Genomic DNA, 26,810 nt, shown 5'->3' with positions numbered 1-26,810 from the left:
AGGTTAATCTGATGTGAAAAATATGTTGAAGAAATACATGGAATATCCAATGTATAGCCATTATTCTGCATATTATATTACTATGCACAATCAAAGTGATATCCTAGATTCCATATTAATGGCTATGAATTCAATCAACGACAAAGAAGAAGAAATAAAAATTTCTATTGCAGGAAGAAAAGGAGAGATAATTAGTAAAGTTAAGTTTAAAGTAAAGTTGATTAGAGGGAGAAGATTTAGGAAAATTAATAAGAGAGTTATCGAACTTATAAAAAGAAATTTTGAGAAAAAGGAAATTGACTCTATTAATTTTATTGTTACAATAAGCTACACATATCATTATGAAATGGGAAGAAAAAGTCGTGCATGGTCTGATAAATATTTAATTAGCTTTCAACTTGGCAATGTAACATTTAGAGTTTATATTTCAAGTATTGGTGGGCTTAGAAGAATAACGCCCAAGGAAATGGGGAGACGAATATACTTAGAGATGATTAAGAGTTTGAGAAGGAAGGGTATTAAACCAATTATAAAGAGAATACGTGAACTTACTTGATTCTAAGCTAAAACTATATGTTGCTTAAAACGTTATTAACTAAAATTTTTTGAATATCTCTAAATACCTCTACTACGCTTCTATTTCCATTAATTATAACCCAATTAAATTTCCTTGCCAGTTTAATATAACAGTTCCGCACACGAGTTAAGAAAAATCTGTTTCTCTCATAGGTATCTCCACTATCTCTCAATCTGCTTAAGGAAATATCCACTGGAATATCGATAACTATTACTATGTCAGCTTCAGGTAAGCCTCGTTCTAAACAAGTCATCCATTCCAGGGATAAGTTGTTAGCCATACCATAAGCCAGTCCAGAGGGAGTATATCTATCTGCAATAACGATATATCCATTCGAAAGCCAACTCATAATACTAGTCTTCTTTTCCCATCGATTAGCAACATAAAGTAGTTGACGTACCTCAGGTGAAATGTAATATTTACCTTGTAAAAACTCTCTTATTAGACCACCAATAGGAGTTTCATAGTCTGGAAAAGCAATAATCTTAACCTTTCTACCCAAAGATTCAAGCCATTCTCTAATTAAATTAGCTTGTGTATGTTTACCACACTTATCTATACCTTCTAAAGCTATTAACTTTCCAGGCAATTTTCTCACACGCGGTTAAATCATCTTCTCACAATTTATATTTAACTATAGGGAAAACATTTAATGAGGATTGTAATGTGGAAGAAACACCTGGAAATTAGGGACCCGATACATGGATACATCTTCATAAGCGAACTTGAAAAAGCAATAATAGATACCCATATATTTCAAAGGCTCAGAAGAATAAAGCAACTGGGAGGAGCATACTTAACATATCCTGGAGCAGAACATACAAGATTCGGTCATTCTCTTGGAGCCATGCATTTAGCAGGAATTGTCGGAGAGCATTTATTAAATCTAGAATTGATAAAGAAGGATGAAATAGAATATCTAAGAGTTTCTGCCTTATTACATGACATAGGACATGGACCATTCTCCCATGTATATGAAGATATTTCAATAAGGTATTTAGGCAAAGATCATGAAGATCTAACCTACTGGCTAATAACAGAAAGTGAAGTAAAGGACATTTTAAACGACTATGGTCTAGATGTGAAGGAAGTTGCAAGTCTAGCAGTAAGTAAGAGAAGTAGCGAAAAAATGAAAATTTTAGATCAAGTGATATCAAGTCAATATGATGTTGACAAAATGGACTTCTTAGTAAGGGACTCACACTTCACAGGAGTCCAATATGGCCTAGTAGATATATTCAGAATCATACACTCATTAGACGTTATAAATGGAAAACTTGCAATTGAAATTCCGGGAGCACTATATGCACTCGAATCATTTCTTATTGCTAGATATGAAATGTTCAAAGCAGTGTATTATCACAGAAGTGTTAGAAGTGCTAATCTTATGTTATCAGAAGCAATGAACCTTGCCAAAGAGTATCTTGGAATAATAGACTTTAAAACACCTGAAGAGTATTTATTATTTGATGATGGATATATAATAACAAAAATAAGAGAACTGGAAGGTACAGAAGACGAAGAACTAAAACAAGCATACAAACTAATTGAGATGTATAATAGAAGATGGTTATTAAAGTGTGCTTATGAAATAACTGTGCATACAAAAAATAAATTCTTAGCAAGTATACTAACTATAGAAAGATTGAGAAGAGAAATTGAAAAAGAAATAGCTAAAAGAGCAAAAATAAATGAAAATGAAGTCTTCATAGATGTACCAACATTACCTTCAATACCTTACAATCCAAGACAATTAGATCCGATGGAAATAATAGTATTTGAAAACCAGGATGGCGAAAAAATTCCTCATAGACTAAGTGAGATTTCTGACATTGTAAATGTCCTAAAGGGATATATTGACGTAATTAGAGCCTATACATTTCCCAAATACAGAAAAAGTGTAGAGAAAGCTGCAATGGAAGTTCTGGGTGGACATCCCCCTTCAACAAGGATTTCTTTCTGAAGCTGAGAAAACTATAACTAGACCTTTAACTCCATCAACATAAACATGATCCCCGCTATTAATTACTAATAGAGGATTCATATCCAAATTGTCAACCAAGGGAATTTGCGCAATAATACAGCCAATCAAAGTTACATGATCTGCTTTTACATTAACAATAGCTACAGGAGCAGTTCCAAGCTTCACCATTTGATATAACACATAGGCACCAACAGTACTTCCTTTCCCATGAGGAAAAATGAGGACTTTCCCCATAATTGATACACCTTCTAAGGGATGACTCCTTTCTACTATAATTCCAGTTTCAGGATTAACACCGCCAAAAAAAGATATAGGCTCCACTGAAACTATAGCTTCACCTTCAGCAACATATTTAGACAGACCTCTTCCTCTAAGAATAATTTTAGACATAATCTAAATCACCTCAGTGTACATTTTAATACATGAATATGCATCTAAAAGAGAAACATCAATTCCATGAAGGGATGTTAGGTAATATGCTGCTTTACACGAATTTGTTGCGATAGTGTAGTCATGTAACAAATTTGAGGGCATAACAATGGGGCATGTATCACAAAAAACTTTTCCGCCTGCACGCTCTATTAACTTGATTAATCCCTTCTTTTTAGCTTGGCTATATACAGCCCTAGAAGTGAAAATCCACAGTCTAACATCTTTTCCTATACGTCTTTTTTCTAATAGTGAGGCTAGATAGCTTAGTTCATTTAAACTACAATGAGGACATCCAAAGAAAATTGTATCTATTTTGGTGGCAGTTGAATATTTATCTAAAATATCATTGACATCCAGCGTCTCTATAGAGATTTTTTCTCTAACATTTGATTTTTCAAATGGTCTCTCCACACGGAACATGGAAATTCCCCCTGAAGTAGCTAGACCAGCAGACAATGCTTTTAAGTGATCTGTAGTAAAACTGCTAAGTTTAGAGAAAACTGGAACTCCAGTAACAATCTTCTCACCAACAATAAAGCCTATAATACTTGCATCAAGAAGAGATTTAGGTTTAAATTCCAAGATCACGTTATGGGAACCTTGTCTATTCTCTTCTAAGTGGTATCCACAAAAAGGAGTATATCCTGTTATTGCTGAAGCAAGTGCAGAAGGACCTGACTCTCTATTTGTTTTAGCCCCTAAGACAGAATTTGCATATACAACAGCTGAAGATTCAGCCCAAGCAATATCACTATTGGCTCTAGGCAAATTTCCAGAAAAATAAGGAGTACACGTACAGGTTAACTCAACATCCATTTTGCGGAAAGTATCTAATATTTGTCTTTGCTTCTCATAAAATTCCCGACTCACATTCATGTAACGCCATCTAACTAGATCAATTCCAGCTGGATTTAGGGAAGTAAAGACTTTAACCTTTGCTCCTAATTGGGAGAAGTCTTTTAAAAAAACTAGTCCGGCGTCTCCAATACTAGTATAACTGACACCTGATATATGCGCACTAGATATGGGGATTAGCTTATCTGCATTTAAAGCATCACCAATAGATACTAACAGCTCCATTGCCCTTTGAATTGCTGGGCCAAAATCTCCTTTAAGCATTCGTTCTTGCTCTTTGTTTAGAAACAATGTTTGAAGCCTCCAACTTCTTCTTAACTTCAGATAAGCGAGGTATTAAAGCTTTCATAAATAGAGAGCTAGGCTTGTCTAAAGGTTTTGTTGCATCAATTCCCATTTTAGAAGTTAGTAATCGTTTTTCATCAATTGAGGGATCAATACTTGACCCTCTAACATTTTTAATTACTATGAGATCCCTATGTGCTTGGAAGCGAGTTGCAATAGCCCATTCAATAGAGTCTAAATTATGAATATCAATATCAGAGTCGACAACAATGACATGTTTTAAGCTTGGATGTGCAGCGAAGGCAGCAAGTATCGCATTTTTACCATCTCCCTCAGATGTTTTTTCAATAGATATTATTGCATGGAGCCATCCGCAACCACCAAAGGATAGCCTTACATCATTAACTCTAGGAACCACTTGGCTAACATACCTTCGTATTAAAGCTTCTCTATGAAAGCCCATTAAGAAACGGTGTTCGATACTAGCTGGAAGTAGAGCCTGATATATTGGATTTTTTCTCATCATAATTTTAACAACCTCCACTATTGGTTGGCTACGTCTAAAATCATAAGTTCCAGTAATATCTACAAAGGGGCCTTCATCAGCCATTTTATCTGGATAAATAAAACCTTCTAAAACTATTTCTGATTCAGCAGGGACTAAAATTTCAGAGTGATTACAGTAAGTTACTTTTAAATTGTTTCTCATTAGAGTATTTGCAACATGAAGCTCATCTACACCGAGAGGAGGAGAAGAAGCTGCCGCCAATAAAATAGCGGGATGTAAACCTATTGCAATTGCAATTGGAAGAGGCTTTCCAGCTTTTTCAGCTTTTTTTAACAAATAATGTAAATGACGGGGAACAATTCGAATAGCTAATCTTCTTTCATCCAAAACTAGCATTCTATGGAAAGAAGCATTCTGAAAAGCTCCATCTATATCTTTAGCAAAAACAACACCACAAGTAATGTAAGGACCAGCATCACGCTCATAGTGAGTTAATATTGGTAATTGGTATAGATTTGGTTCCTTAACTCTTTCTTTTACGGGCGCATCATCAACTATAGATGGAGGAGATGGGTTATTAATGGCGCTGAGCAACATTTCATGTAACCTTTTAGGAGGGACATTTAAAACATTGCTAACCAATTCCTTAGAACTGCATATTCCACCAACGACTTTAGCATCAAATCCGATAGCTTTTTCAAATAAAATCGGAGAACCATCAAAAACTTTTAATGTAGCTGCAATTTCAAATTTTGGAGAAAGAGGAACATCTATAATTAATAATTTATTTAACTCCCTATAAAAATCGATGACCTCTCTTAAACTCGAAATCATACTGCCCCCCACAATAGAATATGAGTAAAAAAATTTAACGATTTAGATTATCTTAAATCACCATAAAAAATTGAAGTAAAAAATAAATAATTGACAAATATTTGCAGTAACGGTAGAGAGGTGATTAACTTATGACGGCCACCGCGGGTCAACCCGTTATTCTCTTAAAGGAGGGTACTAGTAGGACTGTTGGGCGTGAAGCTCTAAGATCGAATATTTTAGCAGCTAGAATACTAGCGGAAACAGTGCGTAGTTCTCTAGGTCCTAGAGGAATGGATAAGATGCTAGTAGACAGTTTTGGTGATATAGTAATAACTAATGATGGTGCCACAATATTAAAAGAGATGGATGTCCAACATCCAGCTGCAAAAATGATGGTAGAAGTAGCAAAGGCACAGGATGATGAAGTTGGAGATGGAACAACTTCATCTGTAATACTAGCAGGAGAATTACTGAAGCAAGCTGAAGATTTACTATTACAAGACGTGCATCCAACAATAATAATTGAAGGATATAAGAAGGCAATGGACAAGGCACTAGAAATTATAGACGAAATTGCAGTTTCAATAGACCCAACAGATAAAGAAACTCTATTAAAGGCAGGTATAACATCACTATCAAGCAAAGCAATGATTATTGGAGCCATTGAAAAATTAACTGAAATGGCAGTTGACGCAATATTACAAGTAGCAGAGAAAAAAGATGACAAATGGTATGTTGACATAGACAACGTAAAAGTTGAAAAGAAAGAAGGGGGATCACTTAATGATACAAAACTAGTATATGGAATAGTACTTGATAAGGAGGTTGTTCATCCAGGGATGCCTAAGCGAGTTGAAAAGGCAAAAATAGCATTACTAAACTGTCCAATAGAAATCGAGAAGACAGAAATAAGCGCAAAAATACACATTACAAGTCCAGAGCAGATGAGAGCATTTCTAGAACAAGAAACTGAAATGCTCAAAAAGATGGTTGATAAACTAGCTGAAGTTGGAGCAAACGTATTAATCTGTCAGAAGGGTATTGATGATGTTGCACAGCACTTCCTAGCCAAAAAGAAAATTATGGCAATCAGAAGAGTAAAGGAATCAGACATGGCAAAGTTGGCTAGGGCTACTGGTGGTAGAATTGTTACTAGTGTTGATGACTTAACTCCAAATGATTTAGGTGAAGCAGAACTAGTAGAAGAAAGAAAAGTTGGAGAAGACAAAATGGTATTCATAGAAAGGTGCAAGAATCCAAAGGCAGTAACAATACTGGTAAGAGGGGGAACAAAACATCTAGTTGATGAAGCAGAACGCTCACTACATGATGCATTGTGTGTTACAAGAAATTTGGTTAGGGAGCCTAAGATTGTTGCTGGTGGAGGAGCTCCTGAAGCAGAAGTAGCTCATAGAATCAGAGAATGGGCTAGAACATTAAAGGGTAAAGAACAGCTGGCAGCACTTAGATTTGCAGAGGCAATAGAAGTGATACCATTAACGCTAGCTGAAAACGCAGGACTAGATCCAGTTGACATAATGGTTGAGCTCCGATCCAGACATGAAAAAGGCGAAAAATGGGCAGGAATAAACGTTGTAGAAGGAAAAGTAGACGATATGTGGAAGCAAGGAGTACTAGAACCAGCATGTGTGAAAAAACAGGCTATAAAATCAGGAACAGAAGCAGCAATAATGATTCTTAGAATAGATGACATAATTGCAGCAGCACCACCAAGTAGAGAAAAAGAGGGTAAGAGTAAAGAATTTGGAGAAGAGTATTAAAAAAGAAACAAAAAATAATATAATTTACTTATTTTTTGTTATTATTTTTTAGAACTTTGTTTCTGTTTCTTCCTCTTCTTCTTTCTCCTTTTCTTTTTCTTTTTCTTCTTCAAACTTTGAAGCTGCAATTATGTCATCTATTCTAAGAATCATTGATGCTGCTTCCACTGCTGATCGGATGGCGTTGAGCTTCACTATAAGTGGTTCAACTACATCAAGTTTTAACATGTCTGCTGGTTCACCGCCAAATACATCTACTCCATACCATTTTCCTTCAGGTTTTTCATGTACCGCTATTAATTCTGTTAGAATGTCTATTGGATCCAATCCTGCGTTTTCGGCTAAGGTCCTTGGAATAACTTCAATAGCCTTTGCGAATGCTTCTATTGCTAGCTGTTCTCGTCCACCAACACTTACCGCATATTCTTTGAGAAGCTTTGAAACCTCCAGTTCAGGAGCTCCTCCACCAGCAACAATCTTAGGCTCCCTAACTACATCCGCAACAACATATAGTGCATCTTTAAGAGCTCTCTCTGCTTCATCAACGAATCTTTCCAGTCCGCCCCTAATTAGTATGCTGACTGCCTTTGGATTCTTGCAACCTTCTACAAACACCATTTTTTCATCTGCAACTTTTCTTTCTTCTACTAGTTCTGCTTCACCTAAATCATTTGGAGTTAAGTCATCAACACTAGTAACAATTCTACCACCAGTAGCCCTAGCCAACTTCTCCATGTCAGACTTCTTTACTCTTCTTACTGCTAGTATGCCGTTTTTGGCTAGGAAGTGCTGTGCAACATCATCAATACCCTTCTGACAAAATACGACATTGGCGCCCTTCTCCTTAATTTTCCCTACCATAGATTTTAGAATTCTCTCTTCTTCCTCTAGGAAGGCTCTCATTTGCTCTGGATCAGTTATCCTTATTTCTGCGTCAATTTCTGTCTTTTCGACCTCTAATGGACAGTTTAGTAATGCTATTTTTGCCTTTTCAACTCGCTTAGGCATCCCTGGATGAACAACCTCCTTATCAATTATTATTCCGTAAATTAGTTTCGTATCTAGTAAACCGCCGCCCTTCTTCTTAATTAATTGAACTCTATCGACGTCCGCAAAAAGTTTCCCATCTCTTTCCTCTGTAATTTGCTTTACAGCTTTAACTGCAATTTCTGCTAAATGCTCTTTAGCTACTGAAACCACTTTTCCACTCATTGAAGTTATTGCAATTTTCTTTAATGTTTCTTCATCATCTAAATCAACTGGAATTGATATATTTTCCAGTATTTCTTTTGACTTTTCAGCTGCCTTTTTGAAACCATTAATTATTATCGTTGGATGAATATTTTTCTCTAGAAGTGATTCAGCCTCCTTTAGTAATTCTCCTGCTAGTATTACTGCAGAAGTTGTCCCATCTCCAACTTCTTTATCCTGTGACTTTGCTACTTCTACCATCATTTTTGCAGCTGGATGTTGGACATCCATCTCTTCAAGTATAGTGGCACCATCATTAGTTATTGTAATGTCACCTAAGCTGTCTACTAGCATCTTATCCATTCCTCTAGGACCTAGAGAACTACGCACTATTTCAGCTACTGCTCTAGCAGCCATGATGTTTACTCTCTGAGCTTCACGCCCAACAGTCCTACTAGTACCCTCCTTTAAGATTAATACGGGGACCCCTCCAATTTGACCTAAGGTAGCTACTTTAGCCTCCCTTGAAACCATTTCTCATCGCCCCAACAAAAAACTTCAAAAGCGCTATATATTCATTTCTTCTTAAACTAATGATATTTTATGATAAATTCAAAGCATATAATTTGGCAATAGAATTAAAAGGACCAAGGATCAAGTTTTTTAATTTCTTTTCCATCCTCACTAATTTTTACGTGTCCTATGACTATTAGTCCAATATCATCCTCTACTGGAGTTAATATTTCAATTGTACGTTTGTAAAAGTTTATCTCTTTAATTAATCCCAAACCTAGAAAAACTCCTTGAGGACTAAATAATCCAGCAAGCAAATTTCTCTCAAAACCTTGAGGCAGAATTTTTATTTCTTCTTTTCCAGTCTCCTTCTTTATAATTTCCTCTAATTGCAATTTATGTTCAGAGGATATTCCACCTTTAACAATAAGGAGGATTGAATCGAAAGATCTCTCTCCATAAACTATAGGTACCCCCAGTAAGAATTCATAGTGTTTAATTTCATTTTGTGAAATTGGAAAACCAGAACCCAAAAAAGAGAATAGCATTCCAATTTTATCCATAGACAGAATTCTCATTTTTGACTTGGCTAAGTATCGGCTATATGAAGCTTCTCTAAGGAAGCGTCTTTCCTCTCTATCTCTTACTCTCAATACTCGGGGTATTGGAATTCTAATAATGTTTATTGAATTTAATCCTTGAAATGGTTTCAATAAATGCTCTAATTCGCCACTACGCTGTATAGCCACTACAACTTTTGGATTTAAAAGTAATATTAAAGATAATTTTAAAGTGCGAGCCCCTCTTCCTGAAACCCATCCACTAGTATTGATCACTATTACATCTGCCTTATTCTTTAAAGCCAGGTCAAGTAGATGACGAGAGCCAAGAATAACTCTCTCCACTAAACCGTTGGGGGAAGTAGAACCTGCAAAGAAGGCGTCGAAAAGAGGGACTTTAGATAGAGATGCAACAGTTTTTTCTAGAAAGCCAAGTCCGATAGTAGTTGGTGGACCAACATCTGATTGCCCTAAATCATTATCGATAATAGCTGTTTTAAAGCCCCTTAAGAAGGCTTGATTAACGAGGAAAGTGCAAAACGTAGTTTTTCCACTATCCACATTTCCTAGAACAATTACCGTAACAGGCTTTTCAATATTTAAAATTTTGTCCACAGCAGTTTTCCATTCAACCGGAATTGTCGCATCTTCTAGTCTCTCAATTTTTCCACTTTCACCTAATCTTAACTCTATTTGAGAATCTTCTAATGCTTCAAACACCATGGTCTTTGACTTTGGCACAATAGTATATTCACGCGGTATCATTCGTTTTCCTAATACAAGAAGAGAACCTTCAAGTACTTGAATATAAGCTGGGCCTTCCACTTTTATTACCTGAGATTTAGACAGCGACATCTTCATCTCTAAACCCCTCATATACTTTAAGGATTTTCCCCCGACTCAACGCGATACTATATGCTGATTTAATATCTGATTGAAGATTAAAGTCTTTTACGAAAGGTGAACTAGAACTTTTCTCATCCACTAATTCTATTTTGAATTTCGGCAGACTAATTGACTTAATTGCCATTAGAAAGTGCTCTAAATACTTTTTAGAGCCAGTTCCAATCTTAATTACTAGCATTTTACTAGGAAAAGAAGAAAAAAGATTCATATAGGAAATAAGATTTTTGACATCCTTAAAAAGCTTATATGCAATAAGTTCTCCATCAGCGAGTACTACAAGACCATATGTTGCACCAGGATCAATTCCAAAAATCAATTGATTAAAACATTCCTTACTTTTTGCTATACATATCGCTTTAAATACTGCTTCATCAATACTATTCTCTGAAACAATAATCTTATTGTTATGATTAACAAGTGATGATTCGAAGCTGCTGGTTAAGACTACTTTTACTTCTTTTGGTAAAGTTTCATAAGGCAAAATACTAACAAACGGAATGTTAAATCTTCTAAGTGTCCACACTATCCTGTAATATAGTCTTGGATTAATTGTTGCTACTGCTATCTTAGCCATTTACTCCACCACATATTTTAGGCTCAATATAATTAGTGAAAAGCTGAGGGTTATATATACTTTACATTAAAATTGAAAATAGAAATGACAAAAGTCAAAAAATACTCAAAACTATGTAGCATATTAGGAGGCGAAGTTGAGAGAGGAGCACTTATACTTGTTTATGGAGAAGCAGGAACAGGGAAAACTGCTATTGCAATTCAACTTTCAGTCAATTTTGCTCTTGAAGGCTACAAAATTTTATATTTAACAACTGAATACCCCTTCGCCGCAGAAAGAATAGCAGACATTGTTGGTGATGCCATCAGAGATATTGGTGAAAGAATATATGTAGTAAGGTTGAATAATTTCAAACAACAATCAGAAATAATTGATAAATTAGAGATGTTTATATCGCCGAAACTAAAGCTTATCGTGATTGATACTATAACAGATAATTACAGAGAAATTATCGCAGAAGGAATTAACGCAGTAAAAGCAAATATGATGTTGAATAGACAGTTAGCGACATTATTATACATATCGAGAGAGAGAAATGTCACAATAGTAATAACAGGACAAATGAAAAGTATACTAGAGGAAGATAAAAACGAAATTGTTGCAACAAAGGTAATGAAATACTGGCCAGACCGAATAATTAAGTTAGAGAAGATTGGAGAAAGAAGAGTAGCAATAATTGAGAAAAGTAAAAATAAAGAGGAAATAGGCAGAAAAATATTCTTCAAGATAATGGAAAGAGGAATTGTCGATGAATATTAATGACTTACAATATATTCTGAAACTTCTATGGAAAATATTTCCAGCATATGTTGCAAATGCATCTCCACTAGTATTCATAAAAAAGGGACATCCTATCGATTTAAATAAAAACTTTATTGATAAAAAGCCAATTTTAGGAGAAGGTAAGACTATAGAGGGATTTATTGTAGGAATTATTACTGGAACGGTTATAGGGTTAATTCAAGGACAGGGATACATGGCGTTCACTTTATCCATAGGCGCAATGCTAGGGGATCTTTCAGGCTCATTCATAAAAAGGAGGTTAAATATTTCAAGAGGAAAACCAGCTCCAATAATCGATCAGATAATGTTTCTTTTAGGAGCAGTATTGTTAACCAATTTAATTTTTGCTAGAATCTTTGATTCAATAGACTTAGTCATTTTGATACTGGTTACGATTCCAATACATTTCATAACAAATGTAATAGCATATTCATTGAAGATTAAAAATGTACCTTGGTAAGTAAATTAAATCCAACCAATTTTCTTAGCTAAAAAATACTGCAAAATTATGAAGGAAACCAAGAACAATATTGAACCTATAGCTATAAGAGTATTTGCATATTTGACATCATAAAGAATTTTACTACTCCTCTGTATAAAAAGTAATCCTAAAATGCTCGTTAAAATAAGAATTAATACAACCACTGATTCAACTACAGTTTGAAAATCTAGATAAGGCGCGATAAAGATTATTCTTGATCCTATTGGAATATACCATATAGGGGGTTCAACTACGACATAAGTAAAACCACTCAATAAGACGACACAACTAAACATTAAGGCTAGAGGTAATAGTTGATATAAAATAAAAGATCTTAAATAAACACGAGATATTTGTGAAAATAAACGTTTAACATTTCTAGCCATACAGACCCCAATAAGCATAATGTCAATTTAAAGATAAGCTTTACGCGTATATGATGAGGAAAAAGTTAAATCTTAGCTAATCAATTAATGGGCGGAGGATGAACCGTGCGTGGCATTGACCTTACCTGTACATTATACTTTTATAGGAGTAATTTAGGACTAATATTTCCCGATATGAATGTGAATGAAAAAACATATAGAGAAATCCTTGAAATTGGAGTAATCTCAGATCAAATAAATAGAAAGTTGGTTAAAATTGCAGAAAGAAATAATATTGAAATCGGAAGTCAGACAGAGTATATTTCTTTTGGAAAGAGAAATCTTGAGATCGCCTTTTTAACGATAGGTAAAAGCATTGGAGACATAAATTACGTTCTGAGACCAATATACATTGAAATAGGCTCACTAGGATTAGAAAGACCAATCTTAGAGATTAATGCATTCTATCATCCACCAGTTAAAGTAAATATTGAGGGAGTAAGAGGATGCATTACTCCGCAAGGAGTAAATCTGAAAGAAGAGAAAGACTTGGGTGTTAGAACAAAAATTTACATAAACATCTATAAAATTGACTTTAACACCATAAGGAAAATTGTAAGGTTAATGATAAAATACGCATTATGGGAGAACGCACTAAGTAAGCCCTCCAGCAGAGCGATAGAAAATTACACTGAGAAAATAATGCGTACATTAAGTAGAAGAGAACACGCAAAAATACTTACAGGAATAAAGGAAATTAGTGGAAAAGTGATGGATAAAATAATAAATATTAATGAAAAATTAGAGGAGGAAGCAGAGAGCTACGTTAAGAAAGCGCAAAAAATAATTGAACATATTGATCATATTATTTCTTAATTGGTCTAGCATATATTGACTCTATTAACAATTTGCTGTTACATTTAGGACAAATACCGACCTCCTTGAAAACATAGTCTCCCCGCTTAAATTCCCGCTCTTCTCTAAAATTACAATTTGAATTTAAGCATTTTACTACCGTTACACTAAGATATCTAGGTGAAAGTTTAAGTTGTATTCTTTTCTTATGTTGAAATGCGAAGAATAATGAAACTGCTAAGCATAAAATTCCAGAGACCAGAAAATCGGAGAGAATATAAGTATCAGTATTTTCTTGAAATTTTAGCAATCCAAAACCTAGAAGAGCAATAGCTAATATAGAAAAAACTATTGAAAGAAAAATAAAGATGAAAGATTGCTTTGCTTTTAACATGTAATCCCCCTACTGGGCAATTCCAAGTGTATTACCAATACCAGCTATTATGACACGGCCACCTTCACTTACCCGCTCTTTGACTATTTGAAGTATGCGGCTAACTGTTTTCTCAGCTGCCTCTATAAGTTCTTTTTTCATAACAGTTATTGCCTCTTCCAATGACAACTTAATTGCAATTGCATCAAGTGGAATATTATACTTAACTGCTATCTCCTCGATCTTGAATTTTTCAGGACCAGGATCACCTATTGCTGCTCCAACACCTTCAGCAATTCTTCCAGTTTTTTCACCTTCAAGTTTTGATGCTGCATCAATCATTATTATCCTTGAAATTGCTCCACCATATTGTGCAACTATACTTGCAATGGCTTCACCTGGTTTACCTATTTCCGCTCCTGGTCCCTTAGCTTTTATCACTATCAGATTTCTACCCTCATATTCGAACTCTGATACAACAATTTTATCTGCAATTTCCCTGTATGGCTTACCATGTATTAATTTTGCCGCAACAAGTGCACCAACACCGTCACCTATAGGCTTTCCATGAGAAAAAGCATCAACAGCACCAAAGAAAGCATTTGCGTAACGCATGATTAAGGGCAATAACATTTGAAGTTGCATTATGAAAATTACACTTTTCGTTCTTTTGCCCAAAAGAAGTAGGTGGCGAGTTTCCCTATATAGATAATTTAATACTAATGTTGCCTCTAATAATCCCTCAATATTTGATAGAAAAGTAGAATCAGCATTAGGTGCAATCTTTGAAACAAATCTTTCAATTCGTTTATCTCTTACATTTAATATATGTTCTAATCTCCGGAGAACACCACTTGGATCAATTGAAACAGGCTCTATAAAGAAAAAGTCGAGGAAATCGTCTATAAGAGGACGTGGATCAAAGCTAGGCTTACCAACTTCCCTAACCGTATTAACTGTAATTTCCTTAGCCTTTTTTACAAGGAAACTTAAACGCCTTAGAGCGCTTTCAGCTTCTCTAATCCAAATCCACACTTGAATGCGTTGATTAAAGAATGTTATGATAAATGCAAATGTAATAAAAAATAATAAGTCTACTAGATATTTATCGAAACTAAAATTACCATTAATGAATAAGAATATAAGGTCTATAAACATCAAGTTATATTCAAACCTCCACTAGACTAGAAACACTATAGAAGACATAAATAATTTTTGTTCAAAATCAAATAAAATGAGTACACCGCCAGCACGCCTCTTTCCCGGTGCCTCTCGGACACCAGTACTCGAGTACGCGACAGTGGACTTGACTTCCGGGTTCGGAATGAGACCGGGTATATCTCCACTGTCTATGGCCGGCGGTGTACTCATACTAAATAATTACAAAGGACAAATAAATTTTCTCCTCTCGAAATTTGTCATAAGTAGGAAAAAGCAAGATAAATTTTAATAAGAGTTGCTATAAGGCTTTTTCAGAGAGTAAGCCGGGGTCGCCTAGCCTGGCCTAGGGCGCCGGACTCATAATCTCTCATAGATGAGGGGCAGAGATGAACTCCGGTTTCCGCGGGTTCAAATCCCGCCCCCGGCACTATCTTGATATATAAGATTAAAGTCATCAATAATTTATCCGAAGAAAAAACATTTTTGAAGATCTAATCCAAAATATCCACTATTATCATGCCTAAATACTATAAAGATATTCCTCCCCAAAAGCCATATTGGAGCCGGGGAGGGGATTCGAACCCCTGTAAAGCGGATCTGCAGTCCGCCGCCTAACCACTTGGCTACCCCGGCTCTTAAGGCCATTTATTGTTTATTGGGAAGATATGTGTTCAACTATGATTTTTGTTGGAACCGATATTTTGGAGGAAGCAACTTTTAGTGCTCTTTTTGCCCGTTCAATATATTCTGGTTTTGTACGTATTAAAATTATTGTCTGACCGGTAGTTACCCTTGCTGCTGTTCCAATAGGTTTCCCAAAAGCAAGTCGCATTCCATCTTGTAGACGATCTGCACCAGCAAATGCCATCATCTTATTTTCTCTAAGGACATGATGAGGGTAAGTTTTAATCTTCAAGTGATAGTTGCTTCTACCAATGGCCTCCATAATTTTGTTAGCTGAAACTCGTGCAGCTTCTAATGCATTATGTCTAATTTGACCTATTTCTCTCGATACAAGCTTTATGTGTACTGGGAAATCTCCGCGTGGATTGCCCATATCAAAACGGGCTATTTTTGGTGGGGGAACACCACCAATATACTCTCGTCTTGTATATGGTGGACCACCTATATGTCTATAGCATCTTCCAGGTCTTAATGGCATTTTTATCACCCTTCGCCTAGTGGTTTATCACTGTATTATTTAAGGATTTCCCACTTGAAAATTATAGAAGTCTAAAGATAATTATATTTGTTTTTAAATTGCCATGCCATACGATTTTTTCTTTTATTAATTTAAAGCCTAAAGAGACTGCAAGACTTTTTAACAATTGTGGTTCTGCGGTTAGAAGTGTCATTACACTATCAGTCTTTAAAATTTTTCTTGAAGATTTAAGAAAATTGTAGTATAATGTTTTCAAAAAAGTTTTTCTGCCAACTCTCATTCCATATGGGAGATTAGATATTATGCGATCTACATCAATATTTATCTTGTCTAATTGCATTGCATCACCTATTGTAAACTTTATTTTATCAGAAACACCAGCTGCTAGTGCATTTAACTTTGCGCCTTGTATATGTTTAGGAGATATGTCCATACCATAAATTTCACAATCAACATTTAAAAAACAACATTCTATCGGGATTGTTCCTCCACCACACATTGGATCTAAAACTATCATACCATCAGATACTTTAGACAACATACACATTGCAAACGCGATGGTAGGCTTTAAAGCTGCAGGATGACTATAAACACGATATCCATGTTTATGTAAGGAATCATCGCCAGTAGTGCATATACTAATTAAACAATTCTCACCTATAATGTCTAATCTAAATATTACTTCCGGATATTCTAGGTTAACCTTTGGGTATTTACCATAACAATTAAAGATCGATTTTCTAATTGCGTCACCAGCAATACGGGCGACATCAATGGAGGTATATTTATGTAAACCCATCCTATTAACACGTACCGCAAAAGTATTTTCAGGTGTTAAATAATTCTCAAGATTACATTTAGATATGAAGTTAGATATTTGATGGAAAGCTTTCTCGTCTCTTGAAATATTAGTGGAAGCTAAAAGTATAGAGATTCTATGTAGAAGACGTGATCTTGAATTTAGTATTCCTACGGCCTTATCTTGCTCTTCATCACATTCAATAATGATTCGACCTTGAATACCCAATGGTCTTAACTTATAACTTCTTATGGATAGGAGATTATTGATTTCAGTGAGAGCTACATCTTCAAGTCCTGGACAAGTAGTTAGTAGGAGTTGTGTCAAGTGGACCACCTACTCTAGCTTTGCAATGAAGATGTTATGTTTTGTCCTTATGATTCGTGCATAAACTGTTGCACCTATAGGTATATGCTCCGCATTGACGATAGATATAGCTCTATTTCTAGCTACTGCTAATTTTTCACCTTTTAACCAACCCGGTCCTAAAACTTTCATTTTCACTTTTTCAAATCGTTTAAACGGGATTGGTATTGAAGGTAACTTAAATATTCCAAAGTCACTAGGTTTTAGAATAAGTTTTATTTTGAATTTATTTTCTAGCTCTTTTAATGAGTTATAAAATTTGTACCATGTAATTGGTTTTATTCCAGGTGGTTTTCTTCCGAATTTATGAGCTTCATATTTTTGGATTCCTAAAGGGGGCCAATGTTTTCCTGCACCAATCATTTTTGCATAATTAATTATTTTGGGTATTTCATGATCGTTCAAGCCAGGAATCCAGACTGGTGCGATAAGAAGATCAATTGGTGATGATACAATATACTCTGCAATTTCCATTATTTGGGAAAGGTCATAATGATTTGTTCCAGAGAGTTTTTTAGCAAGCTCCTCGCTTAGTGCGTCAATTGAAAGATTTATTCTTGACAAACCAGCTTCAGCTAGCTCATCTACAAGTTTATGCGTTAGTAGAACTCCATGCGTCTGCAGAGAAATTACATTGAATTCATTAAATTCAGATAATTTATGAACTAGGTCTACAATATATGGATATGTTAGAGGATCACCAACAGTATCTATGTGGGCCTCCATTCTATTGCTTCTTTTGATCTTCAAAACATCTTTTATTGTTGATAGGAGATAGTCTAATTCGACTATGTATTCAACTTGTCTCCATCTGGAACATGGACCAGCATCAGTTGAACAAAATATGCATGATAAGAAGCATATAGAAGTAGGACGGATTTGTAATACATTTGTACCTCTGTCAATAACTCCAAAGCTAATACAACCAATTAATGGTATTTCACTCTCTTTTGTTATATTGTACACTTGTCTATTTACTTCCACTTGAGACATCTTCATCATATATAACTGTTGCATCTTAAATTTAAGGATATATTTTATTACTTGGGAAGAGAATTATTGCATAGGGGCTCTGCCATAAAAGCCACGCTCGACGGACCTGTGGGAGAAGGAGAATCCGTCGATGACCACAGTAATACCCAGGCGTGGTACAGGCAGAGCCCCGAATAGAGAGTAGGTGGAGAAGTAAAAATCCCCAACGTTGAGAGAGCCCATGGAGAGAGGTTGAACCTCACGATGAGAATGGGTGATCGCGTTTGGGGAACAGCTTCTCCACCTACTCTTCAAACTGTATATAGTTGCTAGACTTCAATGAAAGGTTTCCAAATAATTTCTCCTCTTCTAATTTTAGCTGATGAAATTGGACGTAAATCGTTATCTTTAACCAATTCAACAACTACTATTTTTAAAGGAGGAAGCCTACGACTTCTACGGATTCGATTTATTTCTAAAGCTCTAACAAATGTTTCTTCACTTACAACAATAGTACAAATCTCCTTATCACTTACAGTTGGTCCATAGGCATCATCTAACATAATTATCTCAGCCCTATCAATTACACCCAAACTTTTAAGAAAGGACTCAATACTTTTTCTTCTCTGAGAAAAAGGAGGGACATAATGACATTTATCCTTTGCAAGAGAGTCACTAGTGAGTCCTATCAGAACTTTTTTGCCTACCTTAAAGCAGGTTTTCAAGAGAAGTTTATGACCTTCATGTAGGGAATCAAATGTTCCCCCTACAGCGACATAACAACTTTGGTTTTTCATTTCAATTCGTTATCTAATCTTTTCTGAGTACATATAAAATTGTCCTTCACCTTCTTTAAAAGTCCCACTTCTTCAATCTCTCTTTTTATATACAGCAAGAGAGATAATTGGTAGCTAATCATTACTTTTCTAGTTGATATGTTAAATCCCATAATATTTAGGAAAGAAAAAGATAAAAACTCTAGGCAAACATGAGAAAAACTTATCACATCCTCTAGCAAATAAAATAAAGGGGCTGGTGTTAGGGCTGGGACTCTTAAGAAAGAGCAGTAGGCCGTAGCTCAGCAAGGGAGAGCGGCGGGCTCCAGAGCATTATATGTGAAAGTTGACTCATGTGAGGATGACTGAGCTCTGGAGCGGTATAGGAGAAACCCGTTGGTCGTGGGTTCAAATCCCACCGGCCCCATCATACTTCTAACAAAAAATATTAACAGAATATGAAACAGTTATAAAAATGAGAAACCATGTCAAAAAATAAATTGATAAAAATTAAAGAATTAGCTGCAGAAGCAGCCCTAGAAAACGTGTCAAACAACCAGATACTTGGGCTTGGCTCTGGTTCTACAATAGCAATATTTGCTGAGAAGTTAAAAGAAAAAATAAAGAGGGAAAAAATAGAGGTGAAGATTGTCCCATCTTCTTATCAAGCATTACTCTTAGCATGTAAATATAATTTTCAAGTAATATGCCCAGATAAAGTTGAAAACATAGATATCACTATTGATGGTGCTGACGAAATTGATAAAAAATTGTTTCTAGTAAAGGGGGGAGGAGGAGCTTTAACTCGTGAAAAAATAATAGCTTATGGAAGTAAGAAGTATATAATAATTGCAGACTATACTAAGCTTGTAGATAAATTAGGAGAAAAACATCCAGTTCCAATAGAAGTTTTGAAATTTGGATGGAAAATAACGATAAAACACCTTAAGAAGTATGGTAGGCCAGTTATTAGAATCAGCAGTGCAGGAAAGGTTGGGCCAGTTATAACTGATAATGGCAACTTCATAGTTGACTTATATTTAAATGAAGCCATAAAAGAGCCAAGAGAACTTGAAAGCGAATTAAAAAACATACCAGGAGTAATAGAAGTAGGGATTTTTACTAGGAAAGTGGATATGGCATATATTGGATATAAAAACACTGTGTTAAAATTAAGTTAAGTAAGCCCCGGGCGGGATTTGAACCCGCGACCAACGGCTTACGAGGCCGCCGCTCTGCCGCTGAGCTACCGGGGCTTCAATTAATAGGGTAAAGAAACAACAATAAAATTTTACGCGAAATAACAATAAATAGCTAGAAATCAGGTTATTAGGTAACATTAAAAATAAAGATAAGGGCAATAAATAAATTAAGCGGAGGAGTTGATAATGGGAGGATTAACTCTAACTGCAAAATACAATATTCATGTATCATTTGAAGTTGATGGAATAGTAGAAAAACCTGATGTTATTGGTGCAATTTTTGGTCAAACTGAAGGATTATTAGGAGATGAACTTGACTTAAGAGAACTACAAAAAACAGGAAGGATTGGGAGAATCCAAGTTCAGTTAAGCTCCAAAGGAGGAAAAACTATAGGGAAGGTTACTATACCATCTAGTCTAGGTCGGATAGAAACAGCATTAGTAGCAGCTGCTATTGAGACTATAGATAAAGTAGGCCCATGCTCGGCAAGATTTGAATTAGAAGATATTGAAGATGCAAGAGAAGAAAAAAGACGCAAGGTAATAAGAAGAGCTAAGGAAATTCTACTGAAATGGGAGAGAGACAAAATTCCAGAAACAAAAGAAATCATTGACAAAATATTAAAAGAAATTAGAGCGGCAGAGATAATAAAATATGGTGATGAAAAGTTACCCGCAGGACCAGATATAGATCATGAGGATACAATAATCATAGTCGAAGGAAGAGCTGATGTTCTAAACTTATTGAAGCATGGATATAGAAATGCTATTGCCATTGAAGGAACCTCAATCCCTAAAACAATTATAGAACTAAGTAAATCCAAGAAGACGATTGCATTCGTTGATGGAGATAGAGCGGGAGAACTTATTCTAAAAGAACTACTTCAAGTAGCTGAAATTGATTATGTTGCCCGAGCCCCTCCAGGAAGAGAAGTTGAAGAGCTAACTGCAAAAGAACTTGCAAAATGTCTATCGAACATCATACCTGCAGAGGACTATCTAAGTCAAATAGAAAAGACTAGACAGAAAACAAAAGTAGTATATGCACCGCCAATTCCTAATGAGGTAGTTGAAAAAATCAAGGAACTTAAAGGCACTCTTGAAGCAGTGCTTTATAATGATAAATGGAAAGAAGTTAACAGGATGCCAGTTAGAAAACTAGTAGAAGAACTCAAAAAGATAACTTACAGTCAAGTATATGGAATCGTATTTGATGGTGTTATAACTCAGAGAATAGTTGATATAGCAAGTGAAAAAAATGTGAAGATAATAATTGGAGCTAGAATAGGTAAAATAACAAAAAGACCTGTCAACTTATTAATACTAAACTTTAAAGAGATAGCCTCTTAGTCCTAACAAATAACTTATTTTCTAAACCATAAGTCTAAAGTCCTTGTAGAAATTTTCGTTAGTATAGACTTCTCTGTATAATTGAACACTGAGAGCACTCTGAGGGCTGAAGGTATTATTTGATTTGAAATATAGTAATTTATGTCGACGTCACTGTAATTGACCATGAAATATGGTTTAGCTCTATCCGCAAGCCGTTTAGAGGTACCCTTAGTAATTATGTAACCTACTTTATCTCCAATCTCAAGAGAAAAACCTTTATCTCGAAGAATTTTGGCAACAGCCACATGAGGAGCATCAACTTCATATTCATCAATTGATTTAGAGAGAGTCTTCCAAATAACAAGTTTTTCGAGGGGAATTTTACGTGATTTTAATGTAGCAATTATTTCTCTTAAGTAATTGATTGCTACTTGTGGTGATCTTTCTCTTAAGACTAACTCTATAACTCTAAATTGAACTTCTTGTGCTAATTCGCACCAGTCTCCACGTACAGCTTCGAATCCAACCACTTCAACGCGTCCATCAGGGAGAAGACCTGCATATCGCTTAGCTGCTTCAGTGAACAAGCAGGTCACATAAATCTTATCAATTTTAATGTCTAACCCTACATTTCTTTTTATTTTAGAAAGAAAATTTTTGACTTTATCTGGATCATACTTTACAAATAAAGAATCAGTATCACCATAAATTATATGCAATCCAAGGTCCCTAGCTAATTTTATTGCTTCAGATATTGTTCTTCTACCAAAGGCAGTTGTTGCTTCAGCACATTGCCTTACATACCATCTCGCACCAAACCAACCAGTATAGCCATAACATGCGTTAGCAATTATTTTCAAAGCTTTCTGACGATTATTAAGCAGTATGTATTCAGGAGATTTTTCATCTATGTTTTTCAATTGGGAACGAACTTTATCTCTTAAACTTATTAATCTCTCAAGAACACGCTTATAGAAGCCTGGAGGTGATTTTCTAAATCTATGACCAACTTCTGGTGCAATATAATACTCATCAGAAGGTAAAAATTCATCAGGGGCTATGTAGGTATCCGGACTAATATTATACTTAATCATAATACTAGGATACATTGAAGAGAAATCTATTACGGCTATATTTTCATGTAAGCCTTTTATTGGTTTAAGGACTAGTGCACCACGGTAGGGAGTGTAGGGTCGATCAATCCTATTTGGTATCAATTCATTTTCAAGAAAAGCTTGTCTCATTAGATACCATTCAACACGGAAACCTACTGCAGCTGCAAGAACTTGATCGAGTGGAATACCAGTGACATTAGATAATTGGATAGCAAAAGGTAATGACTTTTCAGCTATTTCAAGTATTATCTTGGCAGAAGTAGATGAGTGTATTTTCAATGCATTCTTCTTTGCAGGATCACCCCAATACTGATAAAGCCAAGGTGCTTTTAATAAGCGTTCTCTTATACTGTTTATTCCTAGATATTCTGCAACGTTTTGTAAAGTTTTTATTTTCACTTCATATAGTTCTTCAGCATAATCTAGCATGTCTAAATTTGCTCTTCCAGCTATAGAGATGTGGCCATAAACGCTAGTTTGTGGTGTTGAGAACTCTCTACTTATTGAAATTGTCACTCCTAGTTTTTTAGCTCTTGAAAGAATATAAGGCCAAACAAACTTATTTGAATTATATCCAACTATAATGTCAGGGTCATAATTCAGAATATAGTTGGTAAATAGAGTTAATAGTTCCCGTTCATCGTATTCATCTAGTGTAAATTGTTTATGCTCACCTGAATTTGTAATTATTGATATAATTACAATTGGATTATCGTGTGGTTTAGGTGTGCCTTTTGGGCTATAGAATTCAACATCAAAGGATAGCATCCTAAAACTGGGAATAGATGAATCTTCAATTGATCTAGGGTCATCATTAATCTGATATACTGCATCTACTTTTAATTCTTTATTTACATTAAGCTTAGTAACTGATACTTTATGCCAACTACATGGATAGATATTTTTATCTATTAAGTATCTCATATAGAACCTAATATCTGCCTCTAAAATTTCAGAGATACCAGATAATTGCTTTATTCTATCCTTCACTTTACCAATATCAGAAGGAGATTTAACAGTAACTTTTATCGCTGTAACCGGTTTGCCAAAATAAAACTTTGACTCTTTTCTAATAGACATTATAAAAGAAAGAGTTTTCTTTAGTGATTCAAGTTGCTTAAAAACTAAATCTATAGCTGAACTTTTCGGTAAGACATAGAAGTATGGGCGGAAAGACTCATCAACCAAAAGAACTCGACGATTGTCTTTAGTTATGCTCCAAATAAATATTCGGGAGACCCCTTCATCTACATCATATGAAATATCTAGGGGCCAGAATAATAATTCCATAGTATTTTTCTTCCCCCAATTAATTCTTGAGGATAGTCAGACTTATTTTTCTTGTCTCAATATTTTGAACATTACTATGGCTGATTTACCATTACCATAATAGTTGGGAATAATGTATCCATCTTTAAATCCTAATTTCAAGTAAAATTTTCTGGCTATAAAATTATCTATTCTAACTTCCAATCTTAAAACAATAACATTTTTTCTTTTCAAGTGATTTTCAATTTCTTTAATTAATTTTGAAGCTATTCCAAGTTTTCTATGTAAAGGGTCAACAGCAATTGATAGTATATGACCCACGTAACCTCTTCTTGTAACTGAAATAACATAACCGACAATCCTACTGTTAATTTCGGCTACAAAAAAGGACTCTCCATGTAAAGATGATAAAAAATGCAGTAATTTATAGGAATAAGGATTGCTGAATGAAATTTGCTCAATGAGATAAACAGCCCGGACGTCGTCTTCGTTCTTTATCTTCCGTATGACTATATTTTCTAGATTTTTATTCATTTAAAATCAGCATATAATCATTAAGTGAGAAGTATATTAAGATTTATTTTATTATTTTTATTTAGATTTGTGAGGAGGGATGAGATGAAGTTAAAGTGGCTTAGTCATGCAGGCTTCCAAATTGAAATATGTGGCAAAAATATACTGATAGATCCATGGCTTTCTGGAAATCCCTTGGCTAAAGAAAAAATCGAAAATCTAGGAGAAATTGAACTAATTCTTATAACACATGATCATGGTGATCATTTAGGAGACGCCATTACAATAGCAAAAAGAACTAATGCCAAGGTAATTGGAATATACGAATTAATACAATATGTTTCGAGCCAGGGCATTAATAACGTCTTGGGAATGAATATTGGAGGGACAATCTTATTGGACGGTTTGGAGATTACACTAGTACAAGCTTTTCATTCTTGTAGTAGAGGAGCTCCAGTAGGATTTATTGTAAGGTGTAAAGATGAAAGCTTCTATCATGCTGGAGATACAGGGCTCTTTGGAGATATGAGAATTATAGGAGAACTGTATAAGCCTAAGATTGCATTGCTTCCTATCGGAGGCTATTACACTATGGGTCCACGTGAAGCTTTAGAGGCAGTAAAAATGATTAAACCAGAAATAGTAATTCCAATGCATTATAACACATTTCCAGTCATTAAACAAGATCCAAGTATTTTTAAGAAAATGGTTGAGGAAAACATACCAGGAACAAATGTAATTATACCAAGCATTGGAGAGTGGATCATAATATAAACTAACAATCACATGATGATGAAAATGAATAACATAATAAGTAGTACTGAGAAGAAAATCCTCAAAAAAATTTATTCACTTGGAAGAAAAGTCAACATAGATCGGCTTATAAAGGAATGTAAAATGGATAAAAACACGGTTTTTTCCATTTTAAATAGACTGTCTAGAAAGAAAGCCGTTAAATTGAGAATTCTAACTAGAAGGAAAGTAGAATTAACTATTAAAGGGATGGAAGCTGTAGCCAAAGGACTTCCTGAAAGAAGAATTATCAGAATAATTGCTAAACAAAATAGAAGACCAAAAGTGGAAGAATTAATCAGAAATATTAAAGAAGAAAATATTCAAGGTGCAATCGGATGGGCAAGAAAAAAGGGATGGATAAAGATAAAAAAGGGAGAAATATTACTTACTTCCAAAACTGAGCCTCCCAAAGGAATAGACGAAAAGTTATTGGAGGAAATAGCCATAGATGAGAAGGGTAAGAATATTGACAACATAACTAAAGAATTGTTAGACATACTTGAAATCCTCAAAAAAAGAAAGCTGGTCAAAATAAAGAATGAACCTCAAATTATGATATTTTTAACAGAGGAAGGTGAAAAATTATTAAAAAGTAAAGTTGAAGAGGAAATTACAGTATTAACTAGAGAACATATCATCAATAGAAGCTGGGAGAAAAAACACATAAAAAAATATGATGTAACTCTTATACCTGTAAAAGTTTACCATGGAAACAGGCATTTTCTCTCTAAATTTGTTGATAGAATAAAAGAAGTATTAGTTCAGTTAGGATTTAAGGAAATACATGGACCATTTGTTGAATTAGAATTTTGGAACTTCGATATGCTTTACTATCCTCAAGATAATCCAATTAGAGATTTTGAAAAACCATTGATATTAAAGCAACCAAGTGTGGGAGATATCATACCCAAGGGAAAAAAAGATCTTGTAAGAAGATTATATGAAGAAAAAGGAAAATATGAAAATTTCACTGAACACTTATGGAGTGTAGAATATGCAAGAAGACTAATATTGAGAACATCAACAATGCCCGTGTTACTTAGATATATTGTACATGAAAAACTTGCAAATGATAACATGAAAATCTTCTGTGTAGGTAGATCATTCAAAGCGAACATAGAGAAGACTGTAGGATACATGGAAACAGTCGATATTAGTATAATTTATAGTCATAATGATGCAAATATAGGCAATTTAACAAAATTAGTGGAAATTTTATTTAAAGATTTAGGAGTAAGAAGATATCTAATTAAACCATCATTCCAGCCATATACTGAACCAACCTTAAAAGTCCTAGTGTATCATAATGAAACTGATTGGATTGAATGTATAAAGATGGGTGTTATGAGAGAAGAAATTTCTAGGAATATTCTGGAAATTAACAGTACTACATTGGTTTGGAATATAGATGTAGGCAAGCTTGCTATCGCATATTTTAATCTAAAGAATGTCAAAGATATATTTTCAAGGGATCTGGATGAACTTCAAAAAAGATCCTTCGAGGTGTAG

26 protein-coding genes, 4 tRNA genes and 1 rRNA gene are annotated in these 26,810 nt (G+C 34.7%); 12 read left to right on the top strand and 19 right to left on the bottom strand.

Features of this window, described 5'->3' with window-relative positions; genetic code table 11:
- The first annotated feature begins 22 nt into the window (after positions 1-22).
- Positions 23-556: a hypothetical protein gene (locus tag ACW8TM_RS09395; protein ID WP_491533029.1), complete on the top strand. Its 534-nt coding sequence runs from the start codon at positions 23-25 to the stop codon at positions 554-556.
- 13 nt (positions 557-569) lie between these two features.
- On the opposite strand, the gene tmk is transcribed toward ACW8TM_RS09395, so the two are convergent.
- Positions 570-1,166: a dTMP kinase gene (gene tmk / locus ACW8TM_RS09390; RefSeq protein ID WP_491533028.1), complete on the bottom strand. Its 597-nt coding sequence runs from the start codon at positions 1,164-1,166 to the stop codon at positions 570-572.
- A 75-nt stretch (positions 1,167-1,241) separates the two neighbouring features.
- On the opposite strand from tmk, the gene ACW8TM_RS09385 reads away from it, so the two are divergent.
- Complete coding sequence (locus ACW8TM_RS09385) at positions 1,242-2,540, top strand: HD domain-containing protein (protein WP_491533027.1); 1,299 nt, start codon at positions 1,242-1,244, stop codon at positions 2,538-2,540.
- Here the strand turns inward: ACW8TM_RS09385 and ACW8TM_RS09380 are convergent.
- Genes ACW8TM_RS09380 through ACW8TM_RS09370 form a run of 3 tightly spaced genes read right to left on the bottom strand, consistent with a single transcriptional unit; the run spans position 2,520 to position 5,475 of the window.
- A complete protein-coding gene (locus ACW8TM_RS09380) occupies positions 2,520-2,951 on the bottom strand; it encodes an aconitase X swivel domain-containing protein (protein ID WP_491533026.1) in 432 nt (143 codons plus the stop codon). The genes ACW8TM_RS09385 and ACW8TM_RS09380 overlap by 21 nt on opposite strands.
- A gap of 3 nt (positions 2,952-2,954) precedes the next feature.
- The gene (locus tag ACW8TM_RS09375) at positions 2,955-4,139 is read right to left on the bottom strand and encodes an aconitase X catalytic domain-containing protein (RefSeq protein ID WP_491533025.1); all 1,185 of its coding nucleotides are present in this window, start codon (positions 4,137-4,139) and stop codon (positions 2,955-2,957) included.
- Positions 4,105-5,475 carry a UbiD family decarboxylase gene (locus ACW8TM_RS09370; protein ID WP_491533024.1) on the bottom strand — a complete coding sequence of 457 codons (1,371 nt, stop codon included), beginning with the start codon at positions 5,473-5,475 and terminating at the stop codon, positions 4,105-4,107. Before ACW8TM_RS09370 ends, ACW8TM_RS09375 begins: the two co-directional genes overlap by 35 nt.
- Before the next feature lie 131 nt (positions 5,476-5,606).
- On the opposite strand from ACW8TM_RS09370, the gene thsB (ACW8TM_RS09365) reads away from it, so the two are divergent.
- Positions 5,607-7,238, top strand: coding sequence for a thermosome subunit beta (gene thsB / locus ACW8TM_RS09365; protein ID WP_491533023.1), 1,632 nt, complete (start codon positions 5,607-5,609; stop codon positions 7,236-7,238).
- A gap of 48 nt (positions 7,239-7,286) precedes the next feature.
- On the opposite strand, the gene thsB (ACW8TM_RS09360) is transcribed toward thsB (ACW8TM_RS09365), so the two are convergent.
- The 3 genes from thsB (ACW8TM_RS09360) to ACW8TM_RS09350 form a co-directional block, all read right to left on the bottom strand.
- Entirely contained in the window at positions 7,287-8,963 is a 1,677-nt protein-coding gene (gene thsB, locus ACW8TM_RS09360; protein WP_491533022.1) for a thermosome subunit beta, read from the bottom strand.
- Positions 8,964-9,067: 104 nt separating this feature from the next.
- Positions 9,068-10,363, bottom strand: a complete 1,296-nt coding sequence (locus ACW8TM_RS09355) for a Clp1/GlmU family protein (RefSeq protein WP_491533021.1) — start codon at positions 10,361-10,363, stop codon at positions 9,068-9,070.
- Positions 10,344-10,982, bottom strand: a complete 639-nt coding sequence (locus ACW8TM_RS09350) for a hypothetical protein (RefSeq protein WP_491533020.1) — start codon at positions 10,980-10,982, stop codon at positions 10,344-10,346. Before ACW8TM_RS09350 ends, ACW8TM_RS09355 begins: the two co-directional genes overlap by 20 nt.
- An 84-nt stretch (positions 10,983-11,066) precedes the next feature.
- Here ACW8TM_RS09350 and ACW8TM_RS09345 point away from each other — a divergent pair, with 84 nt between their 5' ends.
- Positions 11,067-11,741, top strand: coding sequence for an ATPase domain-containing protein (locus tag ACW8TM_RS09345; protein WP_491533019.1), 675 nt, complete (start codon positions 11,067-11,069; stop codon positions 11,739-11,741).
- Complete coding sequence (locus ACW8TM_RS09340; RefSeq protein WP_491533018.1) at positions 11,731-12,225, top strand: CDP-2,3-bis-(O-geranylgeranyl)-sn-glycerol synthase; 495 nt, start codon at positions 11,731-11,733, stop codon at positions 12,223-12,225. The genes ACW8TM_RS09345 and ACW8TM_RS09340 overlap by 11 nt, the downstream gene beginning before the upstream one ends.
- Before the next feature lie 5 nt (positions 12,226-12,230).
- On the opposite strand, the gene ACW8TM_RS09335 is transcribed toward ACW8TM_RS09340, so the two are convergent.
- Positions 12,231-12,632 (bottom strand): hypothetical protein, encoded by a 402-nt coding sequence (locus ACW8TM_RS09335; protein WP_491533017.1) that lies wholly within the window; start codon positions 12,630-12,632, stop codon positions 12,231-12,233.
- 105 nt (positions 12,633-12,737) lie between these two features.
- On the opposite strand from ACW8TM_RS09335, the gene ACW8TM_RS09330 reads away from it, so the two are divergent.
- Positions 12,738-13,487: a hypothetical protein gene (locus ACW8TM_RS09330; protein ID WP_491533016.1), complete on the top strand. Its 750-nt coding sequence runs from the start codon at positions 12,738-12,740 to the stop codon at positions 13,485-13,487.
- On the opposite strand, the gene ACW8TM_RS09325 is transcribed toward ACW8TM_RS09330, so the two are convergent.
- The 3 genes from ACW8TM_RS09325 to rrf form a co-directional block, all read right to left on the bottom strand.
- On the bottom strand, positions 13,477-13,860 hold the full coding sequence (locus ACW8TM_RS09325) for a hypothetical protein (RefSeq protein ID WP_491533015.1): 384 nt from the start codon (positions 13,858-13,860) through the stop codon (positions 13,477-13,479). The two genes, ACW8TM_RS09330 and ACW8TM_RS09325, sit on opposite strands and share 11 nt — an antisense overlap.
- Positions 13,861-13,869: 9 nt before the next feature.
- Complete coding sequence (locus ACW8TM_RS09320) at positions 13,870-14,997, bottom strand: DUF1512 domain-containing protein (RefSeq protein WP_491533087.1); 1,128 nt, start codon at positions 14,995-14,997, stop codon at positions 13,870-13,872.
- A gap of 83 nt (positions 14,998-15,080) precedes the next feature.
- A 5S ribosomal RNA gene (gene rrf, locus ACW8TM_RS09315) occupies positions 15,081-15,202 on the bottom strand.
- 120 nt (positions 15,203-15,322) lie between these two features.
- On the opposite strand from rrf, the gene ACW8TM_RS09310 reads away from it, so the two are divergent.
- Positions 15,323-15,427: transfer RNA gene (locus tag ACW8TM_RS09310), tRNA-Met, on the top strand.
- Between the two features lie 131 nt (positions 15,428-15,558).
- On the opposite strand, the gene ACW8TM_RS09305 is transcribed toward ACW8TM_RS09310, so the two are convergent.
- The 5 genes from ACW8TM_RS09305 to ACW8TM_RS09285 all read right to left on the bottom strand — a co-directional run bounded on the left by ACW8TM_RS09305 (position 15,559) and on the right by ACW8TM_RS09285 (position 19,096).
- Positions 15,559-15,633: transfer RNA gene (locus ACW8TM_RS09305), tRNA-Cys, on the bottom strand.
- Between the two features lie 19 nt (positions 15,634-15,652).
- Positions 15,653-16,162 carry a 50S ribosomal protein L16 gene (locus tag ACW8TM_RS09300; RefSeq protein WP_491533014.1) on the bottom strand — a complete coding sequence of 170 codons (510 nt, stop codon included), beginning with the start codon at positions 16,160-16,162 and terminating at the stop codon, positions 15,653-15,655.
- Positions 16,163-16,223: 61 nt separating this feature from the next.
- On the bottom strand, positions 16,224-17,288 hold the full coding sequence (locus ACW8TM_RS09295) for a THUMP domain-containing protein (protein WP_491533013.1): 1,065 nt from the start codon (positions 17,286-17,288) through the stop codon (positions 16,224-16,226).
- A gap of 9 nt (positions 17,289-17,297) precedes the next feature.
- A complete protein-coding gene (locus tag ACW8TM_RS09290; protein WP_491533012.1) occupies positions 17,298-18,311 on the bottom strand; it encodes a radical SAM protein in 1,014 nt (337 codons plus the stop codon).
- 317 nt (positions 18,312-18,628) lie between these two features.
- A complete protein-coding gene (locus ACW8TM_RS09285; RefSeq protein ID WP_491533011.1) occupies positions 18,629-19,096 on the bottom strand; it encodes a phosphopantetheine adenylyltransferase in 468 nt (155 codons plus the stop codon).
- 249 nt (positions 19,097-19,345) lie between these two features.
- Here ACW8TM_RS09285 and ACW8TM_RS09280 point away from each other — a divergent pair.
- Positions 19,346-19,502 (top strand) — tRNA-Trp (locus tag ACW8TM_RS09280).
- A 58-nt stretch (positions 19,503-19,560) separates the two neighbouring features.
- Positions 19,561-20,256 (top strand): ribose 5-phosphate isomerase A, encoded by a 696-nt coding sequence (gene rpiA, locus ACW8TM_RS09275; RefSeq protein WP_491533010.1) that lies wholly within the window; start codon positions 19,561-19,563, stop codon positions 20,254-20,256.
- Positions 20,257-20,259: 3 nt separating this feature from the next.
- On the opposite strand, the gene ACW8TM_RS09270 is transcribed toward rpiA, so the two are convergent.
- Positions 20,260-20,331: transfer RNA gene (locus ACW8TM_RS09270), tRNA-Thr, on the bottom strand.
- 132 nt (positions 20,332-20,463) lie between these two features.
- Between ACW8TM_RS09270 and dnaG the strand changes: the two genes are divergently transcribed.
- Positions 20,464-21,627: a DNA primase DnaG gene (dnaG, locus tag ACW8TM_RS09265; protein WP_491533009.1), complete on the top strand. Its 1,164-nt coding sequence runs from the start codon at positions 20,464-20,466 to the stop codon at positions 21,625-21,627.
- A 14-nt stretch (positions 21,628-21,641) separates the two neighbouring features.
- Here the strand turns inward: dnaG and ACW8TM_RS09260 are convergent, their stop codons facing one another.
- Positions 21,642-24,014 carry a DNA-directed DNA polymerase gene (locus tag ACW8TM_RS09260; RefSeq protein WP_491533008.1) on the bottom strand — a complete coding sequence of 791 codons (2,373 nt, stop codon included), beginning with the start codon at positions 24,012-24,014 and terminating at the stop codon, positions 21,642-21,644.
- Between the two features lie 42 nt (positions 24,015-24,056).
- Complete coding sequence (rimI, locus tag ACW8TM_RS09255) at positions 24,057-24,527, bottom strand: ribosomal protein S18-alanine N-acetyltransferase (RefSeq protein WP_491533007.1); 471 nt, start codon at positions 24,525-24,527, stop codon at positions 24,057-24,059.
- An 84-nt stretch (positions 24,528-24,611) separates the two neighbouring features.
- On the opposite strand from rimI, the gene ACW8TM_RS09250 reads away from it, so the two are divergent.
- Positions 24,612-25,280, top strand: coding sequence for a metal-dependent hydrolase (locus tag ACW8TM_RS09250; RefSeq protein ID WP_491533006.1), 669 nt, complete (start codon positions 24,612-24,614; stop codon positions 25,278-25,280).
- A gap of 24 nt (positions 25,281-25,304) precedes the next feature.
- Positions 25,305-26,810, top strand: coding sequence for a tRNA ligase subunit PheS family protein (locus ACW8TM_RS09245; protein WP_491533005.1), 1,506 nt, complete (start codon positions 25,305-25,307; stop codon positions 26,808-26,810).

The organism is Candidatus Culexmicrobium sp., from assembly GCF_058356305.1.
This window is presented reverse-complemented; position numbering and strand designations above follow the sequence as displayed.

Coding starts and splice junctions, on each gene's coding strand:
- ACW8TM_RS09350 (WP_491533020.1), bottom strand. CDS start 10,982: ATGGCTAAGATAGCAGTAGCAACAATTAATCCAAGACTATATTACAGG.
- thsB (WP_491533022.1), bottom strand. CDS start 8,963: ATGGTTTCAAGGGAGGCTAAAGTAGCTACCTTAGGTCAAATTGGAGGG.
- ACW8TM_RS09335 (WP_491533017.1), bottom strand. CDS start 12,632: ATGGCTAGAAATGTTAAACGTTTATTTTCACAAATATCTCGTGTTTAT.
- ACW8TM_RS09340 (WP_491533018.1), top strand. CDS start 11,731: ATGAATATTAATGACTTACAATATATTCTGAAACTTCTATGGAAAATA.
- ACW8TM_RS09325 (WP_491533015.1), bottom strand. CDS start 13,860: ATGTTAAAAGCAAAGCAATCTTTCATCTTTATTTTTCTTTCAATAGTT.
- ACW8TM_RS09370 (WP_491533024.1), bottom strand. CDS start 5,475: ATGATTTCGAGTTTAAGAGAGGTCATCGATTTTTATAGGGAGTTAAAT.
- ACW8TM_RS09250 (WP_491533006.1), top strand. CDS start 24,612: ATGAAGTTAAAGTGGCTTAGTCATGCAGGCTTCCAAATTGAAATATGT.
- ACW8TM_RS09385 (WP_491533027.1), top strand. CDS start 1,242: ATGTGGAAGAAACACCTGGAAATTAGGGACCCGATACATGGATACATC.
- ACW8TM_RS09260 (WP_491533008.1), bottom strand. CDS start 24,014: ATGGAATTATTATTCTGGCCCCTAGATATTTCATATGATGTAGATGAA.
- rimI (WP_491533007.1), bottom strand. CDS start 24,527: ATGAATAAAAATCTAGAAAATATAGTCATACGGAAGATAAAGAACGAA.
- ACW8TM_RS09380 (WP_491533026.1), bottom strand. CDS start 2,951: ATGTCTAAAATTATTCTTAGAGGAAGAGGTCTGTCTAAATATGTTGCT.
- ACW8TM_RS09285 (WP_491533011.1), bottom strand. CDS start 19,096: ATGAAAAACCAAAGTTGTTATGTCGCTGTAGGGGGAACATTTGATTCC.
- ACW8TM_RS09320 (WP_491533087.1), bottom strand. CDS start 14,997: ATGTTTATAGACCTTATATTCTTATTCATTAATGGTAATTTTAGTTTC.
- ACW8TM_RS09345 (WP_491533019.1), top strand. CDS start 11,067: ATGACAAAAGTCAAAAAATACTCAAAACTATGTAGCATATTAGGAGGC.
- rpiA (WP_491533010.1), top strand. CDS start 19,561: ATGTCAAAAAATAAATTGATAAAAATTAAAGAATTAGCTGCAGAAGCA.
- ACW8TM_RS09245 (WP_491533005.1), top strand. CDS start 25,305: ATGAATAACATAATAAGTAGTACTGAGAAGAAAATCCTCAAAAAAATT.
- dnaG (WP_491533009.1), top strand. CDS start 20,464: ATGGGAGGATTAACTCTAACTGCAAAATACAATATTCATGTATCATTT.
- thsB (WP_491533023.1), top strand. CDS start 5,607: ATGACGGCCACCGCGGGTCAACCCGTTATTCTCTTAAAGGAGGGTACT.
- ACW8TM_RS09395 (WP_491533029.1), top strand. CDS start 23: ATGTTGAAGAAATACATGGAATATCCAATGTATAGCCATTATTCTGCA.
- ACW8TM_RS09355 (WP_491533021.1), bottom strand. CDS start 10,363: ATGAAGATGTCGCTGTCTAAATCTCAGGTAATAAAAGTGGAAGGCCCA.
- ACW8TM_RS09300 (WP_491533014.1), bottom strand. CDS start 16,162: ATGCCATTAAGACCTGGAAGATGCTATAGACATATAGGTGGTCCACCA.